The organism is Micromonospora trifolii (assembly GCF_050516465.1).
GTDB classification, from domain to species: domain Bacteria; phylum Actinomycetota; class Actinomycetes; order Mycobacteriales; family Micromonosporaceae; genus Micromonospora; species Micromonospora trifolii.
This window is the reverse complement of record NZ_CP191526.1, coordinates 3,794,155-3,819,200: the sequence shown is the minus strand read 5'-3', so window position 1 is coordinate 3,819,200 and position 25,046 is coordinate 3,794,155. Positions and strand designations below refer to the sequence as shown.

Sequence of the window (25,046 nt, the reverse complement as noted above, 5' to 3'; positions counted from 1 at the left end):
GAGTCTAGGCAGTCGGGGTCGCCGGTGGGGTGCCCGCGGCCGTTGCCGTGAAGCCCGGCAGCAGCCTGCTGGTCGCCTCGGGTGCTTCCAGCATGGGTACGTGTCCGACGCCGGGCAGCAACTCGACCCGCGCCCTCGGCACCGCGTCGTACCGGTGCGCCGACGACGGCTCCCAGCGGGGGTCGCCGCCGCCGAAGACCACCAGCACCGGGACGTCGAGAGCGGCAAGGCGCTCGGGCACGCTCCGCTCCTCGATGTACGCGTCGTAGGCGCGTAGCACCGACCTCAGCGTGCGGTACGTGAGGTGTCGGACGTCGCTGACCAGGTCGTCCGGAACGTCGACCGGACGCGCGCAGGTGACGCTGATGCCCCTGCGGATCATGGCGTCCGATCGCCGCGCCCAGAGAAGCGGACCCAGCGGCGGAGCCAGCAGGGCCCGGAGCAGGGCCGGCTGTGGGAGCAGAGCGTCGGGACTCGGGCCGGTGCTGACCAGTGCGAGCGAGCGCACCAGGTCCGGGCGTCGTTCGGCGAGCGCGGTGACGATGTAGCCGCCGCTGGAATGTCCGATCGCGATGACGGACCGGACGCCGAGGTCGTCGAGCACCGCCGCCACCCGGTCGGCCTGGTCGGGCACCGCGTACGACGGCGAGGCCGGAGACCGGCCACAGCCCGGGAGGTCCACCCGGATGACGTGGTGGTGGTCGGCGAGTGCCGGCACCACCGGATTCCAGGAGGCGCCGGACATCCCCGATCCGTGGATCAGCAACAGCGGCGGCGCCTCCGGCGGGCCGTCGTGCACCACGTGCATTTTCTGCGACCGCGCACCGTCGTACTCGCTCATGGCAACGACGATGCCCGGGCCGCCGGTCGTGTGTCTTGGACAAATGTCACCGCGAAGTTCACCGGGGTGCAGGCGGCCCCGCGTGCGCCACCCTGGCCGCGCTGTCGTACGCCGCCGCTCGGGCGAGCACCTCGGGGGTCGCGCGGGACGGGTGGCCGCTGTCGAATGGCGGTTGTGGGTCGTATTCCATCCACAGCTGGACGGCCTCTGCGGTCGTCCGGTCGGTGAGGAGTTCGACGAGTCTAAGTCCCATGTCGATGCCGCTCGACACACCGGCCGCCGTGATGATGCGCGCGTCCGGTTCTTCGACGACCCGCTGGTCCGTCGGCTCGGCGCCGAAGCGGACCAACGCCTGGGCTGCGAGGTAGTGGCTGGTGCCCCGCCGGCCCGTGAGTAGCCCGGCGGCCCCCAGCAGGATCGAGCCGGAGCACACGGAGGTCGTGAACGTCGTCGTTTCGTGGATGCGTCGGATCCAGCCCGGCAGTGGCCCGGTGAGAGCCGGAACGGTCCCTGGTCCTCCCGGGACGACGAGAACGTCGGTCGCTTCCACGTCTTCGAGCGCGATCTCGGCCACCAGGGAGACCATCCCGCAGTCGTCCCGGACGGGACCGGGGCGTTCGGCGACCAGGACCACGTCGATGCCCGGGGTGAGGGCCAGTGGCTGATAGACGCCGATGACGTCCAGCGCGGTGAATCGCTCGTACAGAGGGATGACGACGTGGGTCACCAGAGGTCCTTTCGGTGTAGAGCGATGGGCTGTCTGATGCGGTCAGAGCATCGAGAAGCGTTCGCGGAACGCGCCAGGGGTCGTGCCGAGTCGTTCGCCGAAGACACGTCGAAGAGACTCGGCGGACCCGAATCCCGACCTGGCCGCCACCGCATCGAGGGCGAGGTCGGACTGCACCAGAAGGCGTTTGGCGCTCTCCAGGCGAAGCTCGGTGAGGTATCGCCCGACGGTGAGTCCCGTCTCACGTGCGAAGAGGCGCTGGAAGTGTCGAGGTGACATGGCGAACTGCGCGGCAAGGTCATCGACGCGGTGTGTCGCCGTCGGGTCGGCCTCGATGGCACGCTGAACGGCGGCTACCCGCTTCTCCGTGGCGCGTTCCAACCACACCGGGCCGGAGAACTGGGTCTGCTGTCCGGGCCGATGCAGGAACATCACCAGCCAGCGCGCGATCTCCTGGGCGACTCGTGCTCCGTGGTCGGCCGCCACGACAGCCAGTGCCAGGTCGATTCCTGCCGTGACACCACCCGATGTCCATACCGGGCCGTCGTGCACGTAGAGAGCGTCGTGGTCGACGGTGAGATCGGGAAACCGCCGTCCGAGGTCCCTGGACACGGACCAGTGGGTGGCAACCCGGCGACCGCTGAGCAACCCAGCGCGTGCGCAGAGAAACGCTCCGGAACAGATCGACAACAACCTGGTGGGACGGCACTCCCGCAACCAGGCGACGAGGTCGGCGTGCTCGTTCCCGGCGGCCGCCGTACGGCCGCCGGGAACGACGAGGGTGCCGGCGCGGACAGGCTCTCCGAGCGCCTCGGCCACCATGACGAGGCCGCTCTCGGACGCCACCTTGACCTCCGTGCCCGTCAGCCTCAGGTCATACGCGGGTTGCTCACCACGTGCTGCCCGATGCCGGTTCGCCCCGGTCAGGACCTCCCACGGCCCGGCGATGTCGAGGGACTGCACGCCCGGAAAGGCGACAACGGTGACGCGCTCAACCATGCCCTGAGTCTGTGGGCCGAGCGATCATGGCGCAATGACGCCGTACCCACGGATAGTGACACCCCGCTGGAGGCGTCAGTCGAGACGACCGGTGGCGGCGAGGCGCTGGTACCAGTGGGCGCTGTCCTTCCAGGTGCGTACCTGGGTGTCGTAGTCGACCCGGATGATGCCGAAGCGACGGTCGTAGCCGTAGCCCCACTCGAAGTTGTCCAGCAGTGACCAGAGGAAGTAGCCGCGCACATCCGCGCCCTGCGCGCGGGCGTCGGCCATCGCGCCGATGTGCCGACGCAGGTAGTCGATCCGCCGCTCGTCGTGGATCCGGCCGTCGGCCGACACCACATCGTCGAACGCCGCGCCGTTCTCGGTGATCATCATGGGCTGGCTGGGGTATTCGCGCTGGAGGCGCAGCAGCAGCTCGGTCAGCGCCGGCGGGTCGATGTTCCAACCCATCGCCGTGTACGGGCCGGGCTGCGGCAGGAAGTCGACGTTCTCCGCGGCGACCCACGGCGTCGACGTCGACGCGCCGTGCCCGTCGGCGTCGGAGCGGGCCGAGACCCCGTCCCAGGCCCGGACCAGGGTGCTGGAGTAGTAGTTGACCCCGAGCACGTCCAGCGGCACCGCGATCAGCTTCTCGTCGCCCTCGCGGACGAACGACCAGTCGGTGACGGAGGCGGTGTCGGCCAGCAGGTCGGCCGGGTACTCCCCGTCCAGCATCGGGCCGAGGAACGCCCGGTTCGCCAACGCGTCGATCCGCCGGACCGCGTCCTGGTCGGCGGCCGAGTCGGACGCGCCCCGGATGACGTGCAGGTTCAGCGTCACCGACAGCTCGGCGGACGGGGCCAGCTCCCGGACCACCCGGCCGGCCAGGCCGTGCGCGAGGTTGAGGTGGTGCACCGCGGCCAGCGCCGCCGCCGGCTCGGTCCGCCCCGGCGCGTGCACGCCGGAGGCGTAGCCCAGGTACGCGGAGCACCACGGCTCGTTCAGCGTCGTCCAGGTGTGCACCCGGTCGCCCAGCGCGCCGACGATGCCCGCCGCGTACTCCTGGAAGCGCAACGCGGTCTCCCGCGCCGCCCACCCGCCGGCGTCCTCCAACTCCTGCGGCAGGTCCCAGTGGTACATGGTGGCCACCGGGCGGACGCCCCGCTCGAGCAGCCCGTCCACCAGCCGCGAGTAGAAGTCGATGCCGGCCTGGTTGAACCGGCCCGAGCCGCCCGGCTGCACCCGGGGCCAGGAGATGGAGAACCGGTACGCGTCGAGCCCGAGGTCGGCGATGTGCCCGAGGTCGTCGGCCCACCGGTGGTAATGGTCGGCGGCCACGTCACCGGTGTCACCGTTGAGGGTCCGGCCGGGTGTGTGGCTGTAGGTGTCCCAGATGGACGGTCCGCGCCCGTCCTCGGTCGCCGCGCCCTCGATCTGGTACGCGGCCGTCGCCGAGCCCCAGATGAAGCTCTCCGGGAAGTGGTGTTGCGTCATCGTTCCGTCCCCTGGATCTCGCAGATGTAGCCCGTCGAGGTGCCGGCCACCAGTTCGGCGCTGGCCGTCCCACCCTCGTAGCGCACGTCGAACTCGGCGCCCGGCCCGTTGCCGGGTGACGGTACCCGTACCCGGGTCCGCTGCCCCTCGGTCGGTGCGTACACCCGCAGCCGCACATCGTCGGCCCACTCGTAGTCCGGTCGGTCGGTGCGCGAGCCGAACGGGATGACCGCGCCCGGACGGGCCAGCACCGGCAGGCTGTCGAAGTCGTGCTTCTCGGTCAGCCAGGCCGGGCCGGTGACCTGCGCGCCGGTGACCAGGTGCGTCCAGGTGCCGGCGGGTACGTAGTACGTGACGTCGCCGTCGGCGCTGAGTACCGGGGCGACCAGCACGTCCGGGCCGAGCATGTACTGCCGGTCCAGGTGCGCCGTCGCCGGGTCGTCCGGGAACTCCAGGAACATCGGCCGCATCACCGGCGTCCCGTCGCGGTGTGCCTCCTGGGCGGCGGCCGCCAGGTACGGCATCAGGCCGAGCTTGAGGTGGGTGAAGTGCCGCAGCACGTCCACGGCCTCCTCGTCGTACGCCCACGGCACCCGGTACGAGCCGGACCCGTGCAGCCGGGAGTGTGAGGAGAGCAGCCCGAAGGCGACCCACCGCTTGAACACCGCCGGGTCGGGGGTGCCCTCGAAGCCGCCGATGTCGTGGCTCCAGTAGCCGAAGCCGGACGCCGCCAGCGACAACCCGCCGCGCAGCGACTCGGCCATCGCGACGAACGTCGACTCGCAGTCGCCGCCCCAGTGCACCGGGAACTGCTGCCCGCCGGCGGTGGCCGAGCGGGCGAACAGCACCGCCTCGCCCTCGCCGCGCTCGGTCTCCAGCAGCTCGAAGACCGCCTTGTTGTAGAGGTACGAGTAGTAGTTGTGCATCCGCTGCGGGTCCGAGCCGTCGTGCCACACCACGTCGGTCGGGATGCGCTCGCCGAAGTCCGTCTTGAAACAGTCGACGCCCATGTCCAGCAGCGCCTTGAGCTTGCCGGTGAACCAGCGGACCGCTTCTGGGTTGGTGAAGTCGACAAGCGCCATGCCGGCCTGCCACTTGTCCCACTGCCAGACCGAACCGTCCGGGTTGCGCACCAGGTAACCGGCCTCGCGGCCTTCCTCGAAGAGGTACGAGCGCTGCGCGATGTACGGGTTGATCCAGACGCACACCTTCAGGTCGCGCTCGTGCAGCCGGCGCAGCATGCCCTCCGGGTCGGGGAAGGTCGCCGGGTCCCAGACGAAGTCGACCCAGTGGAACTGACGCATCCAGAAGCAGTCGAAGTGGAACACCGACAGCGGCAGCCCCCGCTCGGCCATCCCGTCGACGAACTCGGTCACCGTCTTCTCGTCGTACGAGGTGGTGAACGAGGTGGACAGCCAGAGGCCGTACGACCAGGCGGGGATCCGGGCCGGGCGGCCGGTGAGCGCGGTGTACCGGCGCAGCACGTCCTTCGGCTGGGGCCCGTCGATGACGTAGTAGGTGAGCGACTGGCCCTCGACGCTGAACTGGGTCTGCGTGACGACCTCGGAGCCGACCTCGAACGACACGTGCTCCGGGTGGTCCACGAAGACCCCGTAGCCGGCGCTGCTCAGGTAGAACGGCACGTTCTTGTACGCCTGCTCGCTGGCGGTGCCCCCGTCGGCGTTCCAGATGTCGACGGTCTGCCCGTTCTTGACGAACGGGCCGAAGCGCTCGCCCAACCCGTACACCGTCTCACCGACACCGAGGGCGAGCCGTTCGTGTACGTGCCGGCGGCCCTCGGCGTCGGTGACGACGCCGATGCTGCGCGCGGTGGACGCGGTGACCAGCCGGTCGCCGTGCAGGAAGTCGACCCGCCACCCGTCGATGAGCGCGACCCGCGCGGTCAGCTCGCCGGTGGTCAGCGTCGCGCTGAGCCCGGTGACGTCGACGGTGACCGGGTGGGTCTCGTCGGTGCTCAGCCCGAAGTGCGGCTCGCGGGGCAGCCCTCCGGTGTGGTGGGCGATGGTCACCCCGATGACGCCGGGGGCGGGGGAGAAGAACCGGACGGTGACCAGCGGGCGGTTGAGGGTGTCGCCGCGTCCGGTGATCTGGCCGGTCGGTGCGAAGACGGTGAAGCCGCGCTCGTCCGGCTCGATCGACTCCACGGTGCCGGGGCGCAGGACGCTGACGCCGGGGCGCAGCTGCCAGTACCCGTCGGTGAACTTCACTTCTCGGCTCCTGCCGTGATGCCGCGCGCCAGAGTGCGCTGGAAGATGAGGAAGAAGAGGATGGCCGGCACCAGGCTGATCAGCGCGCCGGCGTTGGTGGTCGGAGCGTCCATCAGCCGGTCGCCCTGCAACGACGCGAGCGCGACCGGAATGGTCTGCGTCTGGTTGTCGATCAGCATGACCAGCGGGATGAGGAACTCGTTCCACGTCCAGATGAAGAAGAAGATGAGCAGCACCGCGAGGGTGGGCCGCAGGTTGGGGAAGACCACCCGCCACAGCACCGTCCACTTGCCGGCGCCGTCCAGCGCGGCGGCCTCCAGCAGCGAGCGCGGGAACGTGCCCATCACCGAGGCGAGCAGGTAGGTGCCGAACGCGCTCTGGATCACGGTGAAGATGATGATCACCGAGAGCTGGGTGTTGTAGAGACCGACCTGCTTCGCCACGTAGTACAGCGGGTAGATCAGCGCCTCCTGCGGCAGCATGTTGGCCAGCAGGAAGAGCCCGACGATCCACAGCCGGCCCCGGACCCGGCCGATGCCCAGCGCGTACGCGTTGAGCAGCGACACGGCGACGCCGAGCACGGCCACCGAGCCGGCGATGACCGCCGAGTTCCAGAACTTGAGCGGGAAGTTCACCTCGGTCCAGTACGTGCGCAGACCCTTGGTGTAGAACTCCGTCGGCCAGCTCAGCGGGCCGCCCGACGAGTAGTCACCGGGCGACTTGAACGCGTTGAGCAGCATGAACGCGAACGGCACCAGCATGACGAGCGCGCCGAGGGTGACCAGGGCGAGCACCACCCAGCGGCTGACGCCGCGGTGGTGTCGATCGCGTACGGGCCGGGCCGGCGTCACCGGCGCGGTGCTCGGTGTGAGCGTGACGGCCATGTCAGAACCCCCGGTCCCGGCGCTCGCTGCGGGCCTGCATCCAGATGAAGACCCCGGCCACCACCACGATGATCAGTGTCAGCACCATGGAGATCGCGGAGCCGTAACCGACCTGCAGCTTCTTGAAGAACGTGTAGTAGGCGAAGTACGACGGCACGTTCGTGGCGTTGTCCGGGCCGCCCCGGGTCAGGGCGAAGATCGGCCCGAACACCTTCAACGCGGCGATGGTGCAGGTCAGGGCCACCACGAAGGTCTCCGGCCGGATCTGCGGAAGGGTGATCGCCCGGAACCGGTGCAGCCAGTTCGCGCCGTCGACCTCGGCCGCCTCGTACAGCTCGGGGTCGACCCGCTGCAACGCCGCCATGAAGACGACCACCGGGTAGCCGATCTGCACCCAGATCATCACGGCCATTACGGCCGGCAGGGCGGTGCCCGGGTCGCCGAGCCAGTCGTGGCGTAACGCGCCGAGACCGACCGCGTCGAGGAGGCTGTTGAACGCGCCGTCGGGGCGGAGGATCCAGCCCCAGACGATGCCGGCCACCACGACGGGCAGCACCTGCGGAAGGTAGAACGCGGCCCGCAGCGCGGCGGCGGTGCGGGGCTTGAACCGGCGGCCGATGACGTCGAAGAGCACCGCGGCGAGCAGCAGCCCGAGCACTGTGGGCACCACCACCATCGCGACGAGCATCCAGACGGTGTTGCGGAACGACGCCCAGAACACGTCGTCCTGCAGCAACTGCTGGTAGTTGTCCAGGCCGACCCACCTGGGGTCGCCGATGCCGGACCACTTGGTCAGCGACAGGTAGAGGGTGCCGACCAGCGGCGCGCCGATGACCAGGAGAAAGAGCACCGCTCCGGGGAGCAGGTAGAGCCAGTACGCCGCGTTGCGGCCGCGGCGTCTGCGGCTGGGCGCGGGCGGGGTGGGGGTCGCGGCCGGCGGTGTGGCGGCGACCGTCTCGGAGACTGCCATGGAAGATCCTTCCCGGCGGGGCGGGCGGGCGCGCCGGTCGTGCCGGTCGCGCCCGCCGCTCGCCGTGTCACTTGCCGGTGATCTCCTTGACGCCATCGGCGTACGGCTTGGCGATCGTGTCGAGGACCTGGTCGGGCGACTTCGAGCCGTTGATCAGACCCTGGAAGCCGGAGACCAGCACGTCGTAGTAGCCGGGGACCGGCCAGTCCGGGTAGAAGGCGAGCCCGTCCTGCTTGCTGACCGTGTTGAAGTCCTCGATCAGCTTGCGGTCCTTCGGGTCGCTGATCTTCGACGCGTCAGCGGCGACCGGAACACCACCGTTGTTGCCGATCAGGTCCTGGATCTCCGGACGCAGGGTGATGTCGATGAAGTCGTACGCCAGGCTCTTGGCCTTGCTGTTCTCCGGAACCACCCAGAGGTTGCCGGAGGAGCCGGCCTGAAGGGTGTTGCCGGGGAAGAGGAAGGTGTCCCAGTTGGCCTTCATCTCGGTCTTGAACCGGCCGTACCACCAGCTACCCGAGACGATCATCGGAACCTTGCCGCCGATGAAAGCGGTGCCCATGTCCTCGGCCTTGAGGCTGGCCGAGTTCTTCGCGACGTAGCCCTTCTGCACCCACTGGGCGAAGGTGTCCGCGCCGTACTTGAGCGGGTCGGCCTTGAAGTCGACCGGGTTCTTGTAGAGCTGGTAGTTGTCGACGAACTGCCGGTCGCCCTTGGAGAGGGCAAGCTGGTAGAAGAGCTGCCCGGCCGGGTACTCGGCGCCGGCCATGCCCAGCGGGGTGATGCCCTTGCCGACGAAGGTGTCCATCGCGGCGGTCATCTCGGCCATCGTGGTCGGGACCTTGACGCCGTTCTGCTGGAACAGGTCCTTGTTGTAGTAGACCGTGACGTACTCGCCGTAGTTCGGCACACCGAACCACTTGCCGGAGCCCATCACGCCCTTGTCGCTGTACCGGGCGGTGGTCTGCAGGCTGGGGCTGAGCTTGCCGGCCCAGCCGCGCTTGTCGGCCTCGCTGCTCAGGTCGGCCAGCAGGCCCTGGGAGGAGAGCAGCCCGGCGGTCGCGTTGCCCTTGTTGTACTCCATGATGTCCGGGCCCTCGGACGAGTTGATGATCATGCCAGCGTTCTGCTGGATCTGCTCGAACGCCTTGCGCTCGAAGCGCACCTCGACGCCCGGGTGCTCGGACTTGAAGATCTCGATCGCCCGGTTCCAGCCGATCCCCATGGCGCTGTTCTCGCTCTCGTAGTGCCAGAGCTTGAGAACCTTGGCGTCGCTGTCCCCGTTGTCACCACCGCCACAGGCGGCCACGGTGGTCGTCGCGGTCGCCGCCAGGGCGATCGCGGCGACGAGCCGACGGAATCGCTGCATTAGCATCCTCCTCGTTGAGTATCTAGCCGGTACTTCACGGGGCCCGTCGTCGCGTTGCAGCGCGGCGGCGGGCCATTTACTGATCGGCCCCCATTGGTTGGCGGCTTCGGGGCGCGGCGGTCGAACCCCGGATCTCCAACGCGCACGGCAGCAGTTGCTGGTGACGAAGGTCGGCGGGGCCATCCAGGTGGCGCGTCAGCGCCTCGATCGCGATCCGGCCGAGCGCCGAACCGGGTGACGTCATCGCGGTCAGCGCCGGGGTCGCCAGTTCGGCGACCTGCGGTGAGGTGACCATCGAGACGACGGAGACGTCGTCGGGCACCGACAACCCGCGGCCGGTCAGCTCGCCGAGGATGCCGAAGATCGCCGTCTCGTTCATGGCCAACACAGCGGTCAGCTCCGGGGCCTGCGCGAACGCGGCGGCCAGGGCGGCCCGCCCGCCGGCGGCGCTGTCCTCGGCCGCGATCATCACCGGCTCCAGGCCGTGCCCGGTCATCGCCGCGGTGAAGGCGTCACGGGTACGCAACGCGGGCCCGTAACCGCTGGCCAGCGTGGCGGCCGAGTGGTTGACGTAGACGATCCGCCGGTGCCCCAGGCCGACCAGGTGCGCGACGGCCTCCCGGACGGTCTGGTCGAAGTCGATGTCGACGTAGGAGAGCGTGCTGGTGTCGCCGGTGCGGCCGATCAGCACCAGCGGCACCCCTGCCTCCTGGAGCACTGTGACCCGCTCGTCGGCCAGCTGGACCTCCATCAGCACGACCCCGTCGAGCATCCGCTGACTGGCCAGCCGACGCAGGTCGTCGAGGTCGCCCCCGCCGACCGGCGAGAGCACCAGGTGGTAGCCGGCGACGCTGGCCGCGGCGGCGGCGCCAGTGACGAAGGCGGTCTCGGTGGCGCCGAGGCCGCGTTCGTCCATCGGCATCAGCAGGCCCAGGATCCGGCTGCGGCGACTGGCCAGCCCACGGGCCATCGCGTTGGGCTGGTAGTCGAGCTGCGCCATCGCGGCGAGCACCTTGTTGCGGGTGGCCTGCGAGATCGGCCGGGTGCCGGTGAGCACGTACGAGACGGTGCTGACCGAGACCTGTGCGAGGCGGGCGACGTCATGCATGGTGGCCACCGCGCACCTCCTCCGGCCTGGGGTGGGACCGCTCCCGAACTTTCGTCGAAGCGTTTCGACGAAGCGGTTCGACAGGACGCTAGGCCACCTGTTACGGCGACGTCAATAGCCGATGTCGAAAAGAATTCAGCGGGGTGCGCGGCGCCCCCGCGTAGCGTGCGGGCCGCGCCGATCTTGCAGTTCCCGTTGCCGATATGGACGGACATGCCCTTTGTGTCGGGGCAGAAAGTGCAAGATCGCGGGGCGGAGCGGCGGGGTGCCGGGGCCGGGGGGTCAGGGCAGGTTGAAGAGGGTGGCGGCGCTGTTCCAGCAGACCGCACGTAGCCAGTCGTCGCCCAGGTCCAGTTGGGCCAGCCCGGTCACCTGGTCGGCGTACGGGTACGGGATGTTCGGGAAGTCGCTGCCCAGCAGCACCTTGCCGGCCAGCCCCAACTCGCGCAACCGGGGCAACTCCTCGGCGGGGAAGGGGACGAACTGGTCGAAGAAGGGCGTGAAGGCCATTGTGGTGTCCAGCCGGACCTGCTCGTACGTCTCGGCGAGGTCCAGGAAGGCCCGGTAGTCCGGGGCGCCCATGTGCGCCACCACGGCGGTCAGCCGAGGGTGGCGGGCGAGCAGGGCAGCGAACGGGTCCGGGCCGGTGTTGGCGGTTCCCACCGGGGCGTGCCCGGCGTGGACCACCACCGGCACACCCGCGTCGGACAGCATCCCCCATACCGGGTCCAGCGCCGGATCGGTCGGCGCGAAACCGCCGACCTGTAGGTGCAGCTTGAACACTCGGGCACCTTCGGCGAGGGCCGCCTCGACGTACCCGGGGGCGTCCGGCTCGGGGTAGAACGTGGCCGAGGCCAGGCACCCGGGGGTGTCGCGGGCGAAATCCAGCGTCCAGCGGTTGAGTTCCGCCGCCATGCCCGGTCGGTGCGCGTACGCCAGGGCGCTGAACGCCCGCACCCCGAGCCGGCGCAGGTGCGCGACCCGGTCGGCGTCGCTCCACCGGTAGAGGATCGGCCACTCGGTGCCGACCAGCGGCCCGGCGGCGTCGAAGTAGGCCCACACCCGACGCAGCAGGCGTGGCGGCAGGAAGTGCACGTGCACGTCGGCGAGGCCGGGTAACCCCAGGGCGCGGCAGAACTCCGGCACGCGTTCGTCCGCGGCCGGCGGGACCACCGGCGCCGCATCGGTCATATGTCGATGTCGAATCGGCTCAGCACCGAGGGCGCGATCAGGCCGACGGTGGCGAGCGCCGAGACGACGGTCAGTGCGATGCGCATCCCGACCACCTCGGCCTTGCTGCCGACGCGCAGGGCGATGCTGTTCGGCAGGCCGATCATCATCCACATCCGCCGCTTGATCGGGATCGGCCAGAGGATCGGCACGCCGGCTCTGGTGATCATGTCGCCGAGGATGTGCACGAAGCAGCCCACGCCCAGCGCGGTGCCGATCAGCGGATAGCCGCGTCCGCCCGGCAGGTTGGCGAAGGTGAACCAGGCCGCCCCGGCCGACGCGAGAGTGATGATCACCCAACCGGCCCGCTCGGCCCACTCGTCGAACAGCCCGCGCAGCGCCAGGCCGAACATGAAGAACAGGATGGTGATGACCGCCCACTTGCCGTACGCGGCGCAGAGCGCGGTGGTGCCCCAGCCAACCAGCAGGGTGAACGGCAGCGTGTGGGTCAGCGTCCGGTGCCCGTTGTTGCGGCGGGGGTCCCTGCTGAGCTTGGTGGCGTAGTAGACCCCGAGGGAGACCTTCTCCATCACCTCGGCGGCGAAGAGCGAGAAGACTCCGAAGGTACGGGCCACGGTGGCCCCACCCTGGTTCCTGGTCACCTTGCCCGACATGTCGAGGTCGGGAAAGAGCGCGCCACCGGCGCACACCGCGGTGCCCACCGCCAACGCGAGCGGCGACTGGTGGTAGTCGGCGAACTGCTCCAGCGCCCAGGAGCCAGCCAGCCACACCGCCGCGCCGGACAGCGCGTGTTGCGGTCCCATCATCTCGGCTCACCCTCCCCAGGGATCTTGAGCGCCCAAAACTACGCCACTGTAGTCAGCGTCGGCGCCGCAGGGGCATCACCCGGAAGGTCCACATCGGACCTTGTTACAGGGTGGGGGTGAAGCTCTGCCGGATCATCGGCAAGTATGCCGCGTTGACCTGCCAGTCGAACTCTTCTGTCAACCACGAGACGGTGTAGGAGCGGTCGGCCGAGGTGTTGGCCAACAGCCGGAAGCTGTGCACCGGAACGCCGAGGGCGTTCTGCCAGCCGCACTCCCACACCGCGCCGCCCTCGAAGATGTCCATCGCGGAGATGTCCACCTTGCGATAGTCCGGCAGCGCCGCGCTCGCGGTCAGCCGAGCCTCCTCGGCCTTCCAGTGCGCCACCGGATCCGGGCGGGCCGGCCCCACCTCGACGCTGAGCACCCGGGTCCCGCCGGATTTCCGGAAGCAGGTCACCGAGCCCTCGGTCCAGCGCGCCCACCCCACCGGAACGGCGATCCGGAACCCGGTCGGGTCGTCGTACCAGGTCCAACCCTCGCGCAGTCCGTATTTCACGCCGGGTGGCGGTGACACTGCCACCACCGGGGTCGCCGACGGTGACGGGGACGACGCGCAGGCGAACGCCGCCGGCCTGGGGGTCGGCGCGCCACCACCCGAGCCGGATGGTGGCGTCCGATCATCGTGCCGGTTGACCAGCGCCAGCGTGACGCCTCCCGCGACGAGCAGAGCGGTGGCCGCACCACCCAGGGCGATCAGGCGCCGCCGCCGGCCGGGTCGGCGCCGCGGGCGCGGGGTCGGCCTGGCCGGCTCGCCCGACGGGGCCGCCGGTTCGACCGGTTGGGGCGTCATGGCCCGGCCGGCGCTGAGGACCGCCGCGACCGCCGAGGACCGGACCGGCACGGCGGGCTCGTCGTGGCTCGCGGCGGCGCTGCGCAGCAGCGGCTCCGCCTCGACGGCGGTCAACCGCCGCCAGGGGTCGCGCTGCAACAGTCCGAGGAGGGCGGGACGCAACGGGCCGGCCCGACGCATCGGATCCGGCGGTTCGGTGGCCAGCGCGCTGAGCGTCGCCATCGCGCTCGACCGTGCGTACGGTGACTGCCCCTCGACCGTCGCGTAGAGCGTCGCGCCCAGCGACCACATGTCGGTGCGGGCGTCGGACACCCCTTCGCGGGCCCGTTCGGGGGCGACGAACTGCGGCGAGCCGAGCACCGTGCCGGGCCCGGTCATCGCACCCTCACCGCCGTCGAAGGTGGCCAGCCCGAAGTCGGTGAGCACCACCCGCCCGTCATCGGCCACCAGCACGTTGTGCGGCTTCACGTCGCGGTGCAGCACCCCGGCGGCGTGCGCGGCCCGCAACGCGGCGAGCACCGCCAGCCCGATCCGGGCGGTGCGCTGCGGGCTCAGTGGCCCCTCGGCGCTGATGATCTGCTGCACCGATCGCGACGGCACGTACTCCATCACGATCCAGGGGCTCTCCCGGTCGTGCACCACGTCGTAGATGCGGACCACGTTGGGATGGTTGAGCCGGGCGGCGGTGCGCGCCTCGCGCAGGGTTCGGCGCCGCAACTCCGCGCGCTCGGTCTCGGCCAGCCAGGACGGCGGCACGATTTCCTTCACCGCCACGTCGCGGTGCAGCATCTCGTCGCGAGCAAGCCACACCCGGCCCATTCCGCCGGTGCCGACCAGGTCGAGTAGCCGGTACCGACCCGCGATCAGCAACTGATGCACGGTCGCTCCCCCTCGGTCACCCCCGGGATCCACGATAGCCACCAACGCGGGCTGTCTCATCCACTGAGTGGCCTCGATCCACGCCGGACGGTGGTCCGGATCATGGCCATACGGTGCAGGTCAGCGGGGTGGTCGGAAACTCTCTCGCACCCGTTCCCAGTCCGCTGAGGCCCCGGCCCAGTCCTCGTCCCGGCTGATCCATCCCAGCGTCCAGCGGTTGGCGCCGAGAATCTGCTGCCGGGCGTGCAGCCACGGCCCGTGCGGTGTCTGCCAGCGGAGCTCCCACTCGGCTCCACCCTCGCCCGCGGCGAGCCGGATCTCGTCGTACCCCGGCAGGGAGCCCGTGCCGGCTGCCGCGTCGCGGGCTGTCCGCAGTCGCTCCAGGGGATCGACGGCGCCGCCCTCGGCGACGCTGAAGGCCCGGCCGGTCACCGGGTCCTGGAAGCACGCCACCGTGCGGTCGCGGGAGGTCAGCCACCTCGCCGGTACGGAGACCCGGAAGCCGGCGGTGTCGGCGTGCCAGACCCAGCCGGGCGGCGGCCGGAAATCTTCGCCCGGGTTCGGCGTGCCGGCCTGCACGGGCGTACCGGCGATGTGCGGGCGGACACAGGCGAACGGGGGCGGGGGGACGTCTCGTCCGTTCGGCGGGGGGCCGGGCGGCGGGCCGGGGCCGAACGGCCCGTCGTTGGGCGGACGGTTCGGCGGCGGGGAGGACCAGCCGGTGGTCTCGCTGGGTTTGTCACCGGTGACGGTCAGCGCGGTGCCGACGCCGGCCACGACGGCGACCAGCAGCGCCACGGCGACCACCGCCACCCGACGCGCGGTACGCCCGGCGGCCGCCGGATCCGGGGCCGGCGTGGGGGAGGCGCCACCGGCTGCGGCCGGGGCGGCCGGGTCGGGCAGCGGAACGGTGGGGTCCTGGTCGTCGGGGTCGTCCGCCGTGGCGGGGTGGCCAACCAGCCCTGGTGCCGGCCCGTCGGCCGAGGGTCGGTCGGTCGCCGACGGCAAGTCCGCGCGGCCGTTCGCGGCCGTCCTGAGCAACCGACGGGCCGTGTCGTGGTCGAGGCGCTCGCGCGGGTCGCGGCGCAGCAACCCGTCAAGCACCGGCGCGAGCGCCCCGGCGTGCGGGGCAGGGTCCGGCGGGCCGGCGGCCAGCGCGCTCAGGGTGGCCATCGCGGTGCTGCGGGCGTACGGGGACTGCCCCTCCACGGCGGCGTGCAGGGTCGCCCCGAGCGACCACAGGTCGGCGGCCACCGTGGACACCCCCTCGGCGGCCCGCTCGGGGGCCACGTACTGCGGGGAGCCGAAGACCATGCCGGGGCGGGTCATCGCGCCGTCGCCACCGTCGAAGGTGGCCAGCCCGAAGTCGGTGAGCATCACCCGCCCGTCGTGCGCCACCAGCACGTTCTGCGGTTTGATGTCGCGGTGCAGCACCCCGGCGGTGTGCGCGGCCTGCAGCGCGTCGAGCACGGCCAGCCCGATCCGGGCGGCGCGGGCCGGCTCCAGCGGCCCCTCGGCGTCCACGACGTCCTGCAGGGTGCGGGACGGGACGTACTCCATGACGATCCATGGGCTGCCGTCGACCGCGACGACGTCGTAGAGCCGGACCACGGCGGGGTGGTTGAGCCGGGCCGCGGCGCGCGCCTCCCGCATGGTGCGTGAGCGCACCTCGGCCCGTTCACCTTCGGCCAACCAACTCGGTGGAACGATCTCCTTGACCGCTACCTCGCGGTGCAGCATCTCGTCGCGGGCGCGCCACACCCGACCCATGCCCCCGCGACCCACCAGGTCGAGCAGCCGGTACCGACCGGCGATCAGCACCTGTGCACGCTCCTCCTCAGCCGCTGTCCGGGCTACACCCTAACCAGCGGATCGGAAGTCACCTATCGGTCGTCCGACTCGGCTCAGCAGGCGGCGTGGTCGGCGGCGGCGAGCAGGTTCCCCTCCGGGATGGCGATCCGGGCCCGCCCGCCGCTCAGTCGGGCGGCGGCGCGGCGGGCCTGTAGGGGGCCGTGTTCGCGACGAGCGGTGGCGTAGCTGGCGGCGGTGCGGGCGGCGATGGTGGCCCAGCCGTACCGCTCGCCGACCATCGTGCGGGCCCGGCGGGCCAGCCGCCGGGCGAAGACCTCGTCGCCGAGCAGTTGGCCGACCGCGCCGGCGAGGGCGTCCGGGTCGCTGTGCGGGAACGTCACCCCGGTGACGCCGGGTTCGACGATCTCGGCGAGGCCGCCGGTACGGGCCACCGCCAGCGGCGCTCCGGCGGCCGCCGCCTCCAGCGCCACCATGCCGAACGGCTCGTAGAGGCTGGGGACCACTGTCGCGTCGGTGGCGCCTAGCATCGCCGGTAGTTGGGTGGAGTCGAGGAACCCGGTGAAGCGGACGGTCGAGGTGAGCGCCAGTCGCCGGGCCTCCGCCTCCAGTTCGGTGCGGTACGGGCCGTCGCCGGCGATCACCACGCGCAGCCCCGGGTGTCGTTCGCGCAGCCGGGGTACGGCGTGCACCAGGTGCTGGACGCCCTTCTCGTAGACCAGCCGCCCGGCGTACCCGACCAACGGGCCGTCTCCGGCGAACCGTGCCCGGGCCGACGCGACCGCTCGGGGGCGGGCCCGCCAGGCCCGGTCGTCGACCCCGTTGGGCACCACGTCGACCTGACTGGCCGGTACGTCGAACAGCGCGGTCACCTGGTCGCGCATGTAGCCGGAGCAGGTGATCACCCGGATGGAGGAGCTGCTGAGCCAGTGCTCGACGCCGTGGATGGTGCGGTTCATCTCCTCCGGCAGCCAGCCCTGGTGCCGGCCGGCCTCGGTGGCGTGCATGGTGGTGACCAGGGGGAGGTCCAGGTGATCGGCGAGGGTGACGGCAGTGTGGGCGACGAGCCAGTCGTGGGCGTGGATGACGTCGTAGGAGCCGGCCTGGGTGGCGCGCAGGGCGGTGCGGGTGAGGGTGTGGTTGAAGGCCATCGTCCAGGCCAGCAGCGAGTTGGTGGCGAGGGGGAAGGTGACGGGGTCCTCGGGGGCGCGCAGGATGCGCACGCCGTCGGCGTACTCCTCCATGGGCGCGCCGTCGCTGTGGCGGGTGACGACGGTGACCTCGTGGCCGGCGGCGGCGAGGGCGACGGAGAGGGCGTGCACGTGTCGACCGAGACCGCCGACGAGCACCGGCGGGTACTCCCAGGAGAGCATCAGCACCCGCAGCTGTCGGGCGGGGTTGATGTCGATCACGTGGGCATCGAGTGACATGCGGCCCCCTTTGAGTTGTCCCCGGGCGCGCGCCGACCGACACCGAATCGATGTCGCCGTCGCGTCTGGATCGAGGCCAATCCTGCCGGGATCGCGATAACCAGCGGCGACACCACCGTTGCGGTCGTGTAAAGCGCTACTGGCTCTTTCGCCGCACCCGCAGCAGTTCGGCCACCGACCATGCCTGGAACGGGCAGCCGGTAGCGGTGTGCGGCGCGAGGCCATCGGCCGTCTCGCTCACCGAGCCTATCCCATATTCCATCAAATGGGCCTCAATGCCAACGAATACGTCATCGACGGACATCTTCCCCCGGCGCGCGGCGTCCACGTACGGGCCGAGCAACCACGGCCAGACCGTGCCCTGGTGGTAGCCCCCGTCCCGGTCGGCCGGGCCGCCCCGGTGCCGGCCCACGAACTCCGTGGAGTCCGGGGCCAGACTGCGCGGGCCGAGCGGGGTGAGCAGCCCGCCCGCGACCCGCCGCAGCGTCGCCTCGTCCGGCTCCATCGGCGCGTACGGCAGCGACCAGGCCAGCAGCTGGTTGGGGCGCAACGCGTCGTCGTCGTGCAGGGCAGCGCCGCCCAACGGGTACGCCGGCGCCGGCGCGTCCAGCACGTCGTGCAGCCAGCCGGTCGGGGCCGGGAACCGCTCCCGGAACGAGGCGGTGGCCTGCCGGTGGCGTCGCCACAGCTCGTCGGCGTCCCGCCCAGCCAGCTCGGTCAGCTCCGCGAGCCCGGCCAGTCCGTTGATCCACAACGCGTTGACCTCGACCGGCTTGCCGGTACGCGGGGTGACCGGCACCCCGTACACCCGGGCGTCCATCCAGGTCAGCGCGGTGCCGGCGGCGCCCTGGGTGAGCAGCCCGTCGGCCGGGTCGACCCGGATCCCGTACCGGGTGCCGGCCGCGTGGGCGTCGATCACCGCGCGCAGCGCGGGCAGCAGCTCGTCGCCGAGGTCGGTGTCACCGGTGACGGTGACGTGCCGGCTCACCGCGTGCAGGAACCACAGCGTGCCGTCGACGGTGTTGTACTCCACCCGACCGGTGTCGGCCGTGTTGGCGAGCATCCCCTCGGACAGCGTCGCCGCGTACGCCCGCAGCAGCTCCCGACCCTCGTCGGTGCGACCCGTGCAGAGGAACAACCCCTCGTACGAGATCATCGTGTCCCGCGACCACGCCCCGAACCACGGGTACCCGGCGACCACGTCCACCGTTGCCTGGTCGGTGCGCACCACGAACGCGTCGGCGGCCAGCGCCAGGGTGGCGTCCACGTCGTCGGCTGGCTTCGCCGTCGCTACCACCTGCCGGTTGCGCCGTCGCGCCGTCGCCACGATCTCCTCCGCCGGCGGCGGCTCCTCGTCGAGTCGACCGGCCCAGGCCCGCACCGATACCGTGTCGCCGGGGCGTTCCAGCTCACCGGAGAAGCGGCCCGCGTACCAGAGGTCCTCGTCGGCGTTGAGACCACGGTTGGCCTCCTCGCGATGGTGCACGCCCAGCCACCACTGCCCCTCGGGCGACCAACCCGGGCCGGCGAGCCGGTACGCGCCCTCGACCACCGCGCCGTCGGCCACCGCCTCGACCTGCGGGATCGGGCCGTCGGCCCGCCGTTCACCGTGTGCGTCCCGCCAGGTGCAGGCGGCCGACAGCTCCAGCCGGACCGGACCACCGGCGACCAGCCGGTGCACCACCGCGACGCAGGAGCGGCCGGGCAGCATGGCCAGCTCCCGTTCGATCACCACCGCGCCGATCCGCCACCGCCACCGGGGTAGCCCGTCGACCAGGTCGAAGCGCTCCAACAGCTCGAAGCCGCGTGGGTCCACGTCGCCGGAGGCCCACTCGTGCGCGCCGAGGCGCACCCGCGCGCCGGACGGCAGGGTGACCGCCGGATCGAGGCTGACCAGTCCCACCTGCCGGGACGCCGGCGTTTCGCCGGGGACCACCAACAGACCGTGGTAGCGACGTGTCCGCAGCCCGCCGACCGTGCCCATCGCATAGCCGCCGAGGCCGTCAGGGACCAGCCACTCCCGGCTGGCCGCGCTGGTCAGATCGCCGCAGATCTGCGGGCCGAAGTGAATGTCGATCAACTTTCCTCCACCGGCGGCGGGGTGTAACACGCCACGACGAGAATGGCCGCTGTGGTCAAGTACCGCGGCGACGTCAAAGATGTGCACGTGATCACTGACCGATCGTCCTCCGACGCCTCGCCACCCGACGCTGAGCGGCTCCGGCTCGCCCAGGCCGACTCGGGGGAGCAGGACTGGCGTGCATGGGGTCCCTATCTGTCCGAACGGGCGTGGGGGACGGTACGGGAGGACTACAGCGAGCACGGTACGGCCTGGGACTACTTCCCGCATGACCACGCGCGGTCCAGAGCCTACCGGTGGAATGAAGACGGGATGGCCGGCGTCTGCGACGAACGACAGACCTTCGCGTTCGCCCTGGCCCTCTGGAACGGCAAGGACCCGATCCTCAAGGAGCGGATGTTCGGCCTCGGCGGCGACGGCGGCAACCACGGCGAGGACGTCAAGGAGTACTGGTGGTACGAGGACTCCACGCCCACCCACTCCTGGATGCGCTGGCGCTACCACTACCCGCAGGCCGCCTTCCCGTACGACGAACTCGTCGCGGTGAACGCGTTGCGCGGCCGCGACGACACCGAGTACGAGCTGGTGGACACCGGGATCTTCGACGACGACCGGTACTGGGCGGTGACCGTCGACTACGCCAAGGCGTCCCCGACCGACCTCTGCATGGTGGTGACCGTCGCCAACCGGGGCGACCAGGCGGCGACCCTGCACGTCCTGCCCACCCTGTGGTTCCGTAACACCTGGTCCTGGGGCCTGCCCGGCGGCGACCGGATCCCCCGGCTGACCGGCCAGGGCACCCGCCTCGTCGGCGAACACCGGGTGCTCGGCCAACTGCTGCTGGAGGGCGACGGCGGCCCGGTGCCGCTGCTCTGCGACAACGACACCAACGCCGAACGGCTCTGGGGCCTGCCCGGCCGCTCCCCGTACCCGAAGGACGGCATCAACGACCACGTCGTCAACGGCGCGGCCACTGTCAACCCGGCCCGGGAGGGCACCAAGGGCGCGCTGCACTACGTGCTCGACGTGCCGGCCGGCGGGCAGCGCCAGATCCGGCTGCGGCTGACCCGTACCGCGTCGCCGCCGGCCGCCGCGCCGCCGCCCCCGGCCGACCTCAGCGACGGTTTCGAGGCCGTGGTGTGGGCGCGGCGGGCCGAGGCGAACCGGTTCTTCGCCGGAGTGATCCCGCCGGCAGCCACAGCCGACGAGGCGCTGGTCGCCCGGCAGGCCATCGCCGGGCTGATGTGGGGCAAGCAGTTCTACCACTTCGACGTCAAACGCTGGCTCGAAGGCGACCCGGGCTCGACACCGCCGCCGGCCGGGCGTCGACACGGGCGCAACAGCGCCTGGTGGCACATGACCAGCTTCGACGTCATCTCCATGCCTGACCCGTGGGAATACCCCTGGTACGCGGCCTGGGACCTGGCCTTCCACTGCGTGAGCATCGCCCGCGTCGACCCGGGCTTCGCCAAGGAGCAGATCCTGCTCCTGCTCCGCGAGTGGTACCTGCACCCCAACGGGCAGATCCCGGCGTACGAGTGGGCGTTCGGTGACGTCAACCCGCCGGTGCACGCGTGGGCGGCGCTGAAGGTGTTCGAGATCGACGGCGGCCGGGACTACGAGTTCCTGGCCCGGGTGATGCACAAGCTGCTGCTCAACTTCACCTGGTGGGTCAACCGCAAGGACACCGGCGGCAACAACGTCTTCGAGGGCGGCTTCCTCGGGCTGGACAACGTCGGGCCGTTCGACCGCTCGGCGGCGCTGCCGGTCGCCGGGGTGCTGGAGCAGTCAGACGGCACCGGCTGGATGGGCATGTACGCGCTCAACCTGCTGGACATGGCGATCGTGCTCGCCGAACACGACCGGACCTGGGTGGACACCGCCACCAAGTTCTTCGAGCACTTCGCCTACATCGCCGCCGCCGCGTACGAGCAGGGGTTGTGGGACGACGAGGACGCCTTCTTCTACGACGTGCTGCGCCTCGCCGACGGCACGAAGGTGCCGCTGAAGGTCCGCTCCGTCGTCGGGCTGCTGCCGTTGGCCGCCACCACCCGGCTCACCGCCCGGACCCTGCACCACCTACCAGAGCTGGGAGCCCGGCTGCGCTGGTTCCTCACCAACCGCCCGGAGTACGCCCAGGTGATCGGCACCCGCCGACTGGGCCCCGACGGCCGGCAGCAGCGGCTGCTGTCCATGGTCGGTCCGGAGCAGGTGGTCCGCCTGCTCGCCCGGATGCTCGACCCCGACGAGTTCCTCTCCGACTTCGGCCTCCGTACGCTGTCCCGCGCGCACCTGGACAAGCCGTTCTCGGTCACCCTCGGCGGGCAGGAGTTCTCCGTCGGCTACGAGCCGGCCGAGTCGACCAGCGGACTGTTCGGGGGCAACTCGAACTGGCGCGGCCCGATCTGGATGCCGACGAACTTCCTGCTGATCAGCGCGCTGCGCGACTACGCGGCGTTCTTCGGTGACGACCTCCAGGTGGAGTACCCGACCCGCTCCGGGGTGAAGCACACCCTGGACGAGATCGCCGACGACCTCTCCGCCCGGCTGATCGCGCTCTTCACCCAGGACGACTGGGGTCGACGGCCGATCTACGGCGCCTGCCAGCTCTTCCAGACCCACCCGGACTGGCGCGACCTGATCGCCTTCCCCGAGTACTTCCACGGCGACAACGGGGCCGGCCTGGGCGCCTGGCACCAGACCGGCTGGACTGCCCTGGTAGCCGACCTGATCCTCACCCTGCGCCGCTGACGTCCTCGTGGAGGTCTGCCAGGGCGGCCGCTTGGAAGTCGTCTGTCGGCAGCCCTGACATCCCTGATCGCTGAACTGCTGAGGCGAAGGAACGACGATGAACTGGATCGACCGGATAGTCGAGGCGACCGGATGGCGTCAGGAGCCGATGGGGGCCGATCGGGGCGACGTCGAATCCGATTTCGGGGTGGCGTTGCCGTCCGATTACCAGGAGTTGTGTCACCGCTTCGGGCCGGGATCGTTTTCGGCGTACCTACACGTTCTGCCACCGACGGCGGAGCACAATCCGTCGTCACTGCTCGGGACGTGGCGGAGGTACCGGCAGGACAACCGCGAGGGCGACATGATCGAGCAGTTCCTCGCGCCCCACGGGTTGTATGAGCCGGACAGGGGACAGGGTCTGGTCCGCTGGGCTTCGGATCAGACCGAGGGCGAGTACTTCTGGCTGGCTGACCGTTCGGTGGACGCCGATCGCTGGCCGGTGATCGCCCGGAAGGACCCGCTGGAGTCATGGCACCGGTTTGACGTATCCACCACGGAGTTCGTCTATCGGCTACTTGCGGATCCGGAGTTCACGCCGTTCACGGTGGCCGATCCGACGCGCCGGGCGTTCTATCTGCCCGCCGGTCGAACGCTCTCCAGCGCCGAGGAATGGGATGCCCTCACCAGGCCGAACCGGGGGAGCTGAACCAGCCGACCCGACCCGCGCCGGAAGGGACGCGCGGCGATGGTGTAGCCAATCGCGCCCGGCCTGACGCGGAGCACGGATGTGCGACACATTCACTATCGTGACGTTCGTGGGGGAGTCGGCGAAACCAGTGGGCGAGGTGCTCGTGCTGGGGGAGTCTCGGGCCTGGCCCGCCATCGCGATACCGGGCGTGACCATGATCGTGATGATCGTTGTCGGGGTGCTCTTCGACCTGCTCAACTTGACCATCCTGGCGTTTGGTGCCGCCTCGATCATCATCGCCGTCACACGCTTGCGAAACGCGGTGTTCGCCGATGACCTGGGGATCCTGGTCCGTGATCGCCGAGGCTTGCGGCGTTCGTATGCCTGGAATGAGATCGAGCGCATGGGCTGGGTTGATGCGGGGATGATGTGGGGGAGTTCCCTGGCGGTCTACCCCCGGGGCGGTCCCTACGACGTCCCGGGACCCAATGCGTCCATCAATGTTGGGCGCATCTGGCGTCCGGGCCGTCGACGCTCCGCGGACCCCATGCCCGAGCTGCTCAAGGCCCATGGCGTCAAGGGATTGTTCGATCAGTGAGCCGTTGACGAGGCGCACTGTTCGCTGGCGGCCGATATATGGCGCGCGCCAGCTCTTCCAGAGCCCGCGTCCGCCCGTCGGCCGCGACATGATCGCGCTCGATCCATGTTGTAGTGGTGTCCCTGGCGTCGGGAGGGCACTCGATCCTGGATCGAGCGCGATCATGCGGACGGCGGGCACCACTCAGCGGTTTGCCCGTTCGATACCTCGTCGGACGAGGCCGCTGATGCCGGGCAGGGTGATCGCCCGGATGGTCAGGTCGCTCATCCAGACGTGGAATCGGCTGGGTGGCGCGTACTGGGCCATTCCCCGGCGGGCGAGTGCCTGCCTTTTGCTGACCTCCGGGCGCAGTCCGGTCTCCCACTCGGCGAGTGCGGCCGGGAGGTCGTCGGCGTGTCGCCGTAGGGCGGTGCCGAGGTGGTCGGCGCCGGCCAGGGCGAGGGCCGCGCCGTGTCCGGCGAAGAGCGTCACGCACCACGCCGCGTCTCCGAGCAGTACGACGCGGCCGGTGCTCCAGCGCGGCATGACCACCTGGCTGACGGCGTCGATGTAGGCGCTGGCCGGGTCCTTCGCAAGATGGTCGATCGCGTCGGGCACGCCACCCGACAGATCTCCGAACGCCGCCCGCAGCGCGTCGACCGGCCCGCGTCGCAGGTCGGCGGTGGGCTCCGCGGTGCGGTAGGTGAAGAACGCCGACGACCGCTTCGGACCCAGGTTGACGATCGCCGCGGTGCGCCCGGGGCCGATGTACGTGGTGGCGGACGACTCGGGCACGCCCGGCACCGGGTGGGGCAGCGGGAAGGCGGCCACGAGGTACGGGAGGTCCACCCGGAAGTCGGGGCCGAACACGGCGGCACGGGTGGCCGAATGTACCCCGTCGGCACCGACCAACAGGTCGGCCTGCTCGACGGTGCCGTCGCTCAACTCCACGCGTACGTGATCGGTGTCCTGTTCGACGGACGCGACGGTGGTGGCGAAGCGGATGTCGACACGGTCCCGCACCGCTTCGAAGAGGCTGGCTTCCAGGTCGCCGCGGAACACCGAGAGGGCCCGCTTGCCGAGTGCGGCCTCGGCGATGGCGGACGGCACGGCGAACTTGGGTCGTCCGTCGGCGTGGACCAGCACGGTGGTGAAGAGCCCCAGGTCGGCGGCGGACAGCGCGGGGAGCAGGCCGAGGCGTTCGGCGGCGTCGTAGCCGGGCCCGATCAGGTTCACCATGTAGCCGCTGCTGCGCCGGGCCGGGGCCCGTTCGGCCACGGTGACCTGCCACCCGTCCTGGTGGAGTCGCAGGGCTGTGGCCAGCCCGGCTATCCCCGCGCCCACGATCACCGCACGTTTCATCCAGCACCTCGTCACCGAAAATGAGCATCTGCTCAAACCAGT

Annotated in this window: 19 protein-coding genes; 3 read left to right on the top strand and 16 right to left on the bottom strand. The window is 70.8% G+C overall.

Going from position 1 to position 25,046, the window contains the following annotated elements; genetic code table 11:
* Positions 1-4: 4 nt before the first annotated feature.
* From ACQRWP_RS17650 to ACQRWP_RS17580, 15 genes are all read right to left on the bottom strand, one after another.
* Positions 5-841, bottom strand: coding sequence for an alpha/beta fold hydrolase (locus ACQRWP_RS17650; RefSeq protein WP_430496184.1), 837 nt, complete (start codon positions 839-841; stop codon positions 5-7).
* 58 nt (positions 842-899) lie between these two features.
* A complete protein-coding gene (locus ACQRWP_RS17645) occupies positions 900-1,568 on the bottom strand; it encodes a DJ-1/PfpI family protein (RefSeq protein ID WP_430496182.1) in 669 nt (222 codons plus the stop codon).
* 42 nt (positions 1,569-1,610) lie between these two features.
* A complete protein-coding gene (locus ACQRWP_RS17640) occupies positions 1,611-2,567 on the bottom strand; it encodes a GlxA family transcriptional regulator (protein ID WP_430496180.1) in 957 nt (318 codons plus the stop codon).
* Between the two features lie 75 nt (positions 2,568-2,642).
* Positions 2,643-4,040: a GH1 family beta-glucosidase gene (locus ACQRWP_RS17635; protein ID WP_430496178.1), complete on the bottom strand. Its 1,398-nt coding sequence runs from the start codon at positions 4,038-4,040 to the stop codon at positions 2,643-2,645.
* Positions 4,037-6,268: an alpha-xylosidase gene (gene yicI / locus ACQRWP_RS17630; RefSeq protein ID WP_430496176.1), complete on the bottom strand. Its 2,232-nt coding sequence runs from the start codon at positions 6,266-6,268 to the stop codon at positions 4,037-4,039. The genes ACQRWP_RS17635 and yicI overlap by 4 nt, the downstream gene beginning before the upstream one ends.
* Positions 6,265-7,152, bottom strand: coding sequence for a carbohydrate ABC transporter permease (locus ACQRWP_RS17625; RefSeq protein ID WP_091404006.1), 888 nt, complete (start codon positions 7,150-7,152; stop codon positions 6,265-6,267). Before ACQRWP_RS17625 ends, yicI begins: the two co-directional genes overlap by 4 nt.
* Before the next feature lies 1 nt (position 7,153).
* A complete protein-coding gene (locus tag ACQRWP_RS17620) occupies positions 7,154-8,122 on the bottom strand; it encodes a carbohydrate ABC transporter permease (protein WP_357191566.1) in 969 nt (322 codons plus the stop codon).
* A gap of 67 nt (positions 8,123-8,189) precedes the next feature.
* On the bottom strand, positions 8,190-9,491 hold the full coding sequence (locus ACQRWP_RS17615; RefSeq protein ID WP_430496174.1) for an ABC transporter substrate-binding protein: 1,302 nt from the start codon (positions 9,489-9,491) through the stop codon (positions 8,190-8,192).
* A 76-nt stretch (positions 9,492-9,567) separates the two neighbouring features.
* Positions 9,568-10,599 (bottom strand): LacI family DNA-binding transcriptional regulator, encoded by a 1,032-nt coding sequence (locus ACQRWP_RS17610; protein WP_425696550.1) that lies wholly within the window; start codon positions 10,597-10,599, stop codon positions 9,568-9,570.
* A gap of 282 nt (positions 10,600-10,881) precedes the next feature.
* Complete coding sequence (locus ACQRWP_RS17605; protein ID WP_430496172.1) at positions 10,882-11,790, bottom strand: amidohydrolase family protein; 909 nt, start codon at positions 11,788-11,790, stop codon at positions 10,882-10,884.
* The gene (locus tag ACQRWP_RS17600) at positions 11,787-12,596 is read right to left on the bottom strand and encodes a metal-dependent hydrolase (protein ID WP_430496170.1); all 810 of its coding nucleotides are present in this window, start codon (positions 12,594-12,596) and stop codon (positions 11,787-11,789) included. Before ACQRWP_RS17600 ends, ACQRWP_RS17605 begins: the two co-directional genes overlap by 4 nt.
* A 103-nt stretch (positions 12,597-12,699) precedes the next feature.
* Positions 12,700-14,325 carry a protein kinase domain-containing protein gene (locus ACQRWP_RS17595; protein ID WP_430496168.1) on the bottom strand — a complete coding sequence of 542 codons (1,626 nt, stop codon included), beginning with the start codon at positions 14,323-14,325 and terminating at the stop codon, positions 12,700-12,702.
* Between the two features lie 120 nt (positions 14,326-14,445).
* Complete coding sequence (locus ACQRWP_RS17590; RefSeq protein WP_430496166.1) at positions 14,446-16,146, bottom strand: serine/threonine-protein kinase; 1,701 nt, start codon at positions 16,144-16,146, stop codon at positions 14,446-14,448.
* 83 nt (positions 16,147-16,229) lie between these two features.
* Entirely contained in the window at positions 16,230-17,564 is a 1,335-nt protein-coding gene (locus ACQRWP_RS17585) for a glycosyltransferase family 4 protein (protein WP_430496164.1), read from the bottom strand.
* A 136-nt stretch (positions 17,565-17,700) separates the two neighbouring features.
* Complete coding sequence (locus tag ACQRWP_RS17580) at positions 17,701-19,644, bottom strand: amylo-alpha-1,6-glucosidase (RefSeq protein ID WP_430496162.1); 1,944 nt, start codon at positions 19,642-19,644, stop codon at positions 17,701-17,703.
* A 42-nt stretch (positions 19,645-19,686) separates the two neighbouring features.
* Here ACQRWP_RS17580 and ACQRWP_RS17575 point away from each other — a divergent pair, with 42 nt between their 5' ends.
* From ACQRWP_RS17575 to ACQRWP_RS17565, 3 genes are all read left to right on the top strand, one after another.
* Positions 19,687-22,395: an MGH1-like glycoside hydrolase domain-containing protein gene (locus ACQRWP_RS17575; RefSeq protein WP_430496160.1), complete on the top strand. Its 2,709-nt coding sequence runs from the start codon at positions 19,687-19,689 to the stop codon at positions 22,393-22,395.
* Between the two features lie 97 nt (positions 22,396-22,492).
* Entirely contained in the window at positions 22,493-23,083 is a 591-nt protein-coding gene (locus tag ACQRWP_RS17570; protein ID WP_430496158.1) for a hypothetical protein, read from the top strand.
* Positions 23,084-23,183: 100 nt separating this feature from the next.
* Positions 23,184-23,663, top strand: coding sequence for a hypothetical protein (locus tag ACQRWP_RS17565; protein ID WP_430496156.1), 480 nt, complete (start codon positions 23,184-23,186; stop codon positions 23,661-23,663).
* Between the two features lie 183 nt (positions 23,664-23,846).
* Here the strand turns inward: ACQRWP_RS17565 and ACQRWP_RS17560 are convergent, their stop codons facing one another.
* On the bottom strand, positions 23,847-25,004 hold the full coding sequence (locus ACQRWP_RS17560; protein ID WP_430496155.1) for an FAD-dependent oxidoreductase: 1,158 nt from the start codon (positions 25,002-25,004) through the stop codon (positions 23,847-23,849).
* Between the last annotated feature and the right edge of the window lie 42 nt (positions 25,005-25,046).

Coding starts and splice junctions, on each gene's coding strand:
- ACQRWP_RS17625 (WP_091404006.1), bottom strand. CDS start 7,152: ATGGCCGTCACGCTCACACCGAGCACCGCGCCGGTGACGCCGGCCCGG.
- ACQRWP_RS17620 (WP_357191566.1), bottom strand. CDS start 8,122: ATGGCAGTCTCCGAGACGGTCGCCGCCACACCGCCGGCCGCGACCCCC.
- ACQRWP_RS17605 (WP_430496172.1), bottom strand. CDS start 11,790: ATGACCGATGCGGCGCCGGTGGTCCCGCCGGCCGCGGACGAACGCGTG.
- ACQRWP_RS17570 (WP_430496158.1), top strand. CDS start 22,493: ATGAACTGGATCGACCGGATAGTCGAGGCGACCGGATGGCGTCAGGAG.
- ACQRWP_RS17585 (WP_430496164.1), bottom strand. CDS start 17,564: ATGTCACTCGATGCCCACGTGATCGACATCAACCCCGCCCGACAGCTG.
- ACQRWP_RS17635 (WP_430496178.1), bottom strand. CDS start 4,040: ATGACGCAACACCACTTCCCGGAGAGCTTCATCTGGGGCTCGGCGACG.
- ACQRWP_RS17600 (WP_430496170.1), bottom strand. CDS start 12,596: ATGATGGGACCGCAACACGCGCTGTCCGGCGCGGCGGTGTGGCTGGCT.
- ACQRWP_RS17615 (WP_430496174.1), bottom strand. CDS start 9,491: ATGCAGCGATTCCGTCGGCTCGTCGCCGCGATCGCCCTGGCGGCGACC.
- ACQRWP_RS17575 (WP_430496160.1), top strand. CDS start 19,687: ATGGCCGCTGTGGTCAAGTACCGCGGCGACGTCAAAGATGTGCACGTG.
- ACQRWP_RS17610 (WP_425696550.1), bottom strand. CDS start 10,599: ATGCATGACGTCGCCCGCCTCGCACAGGTCTCGGTCAGCACCGTCTCG.
- ACQRWP_RS17650 (WP_430496184.1), bottom strand. CDS start 841: ATGAGCGAGTACGACGGTGCGCGGTCGCAGAAAATGCACGTGGTGCAC.
- ACQRWP_RS17640 (WP_430496180.1), bottom strand. CDS start 2,567: ATGGTTGAGCGCGTCACCGTTGTCGCCTTTCCGGGCGTGCAGTCCCTC.
- ACQRWP_RS17560 (WP_430496155.1), bottom strand. CDS start 25,004: ATGAAACGTGCGGTGATCGTGGGCGCGGGGATAGCCGGGCTGGCCACA.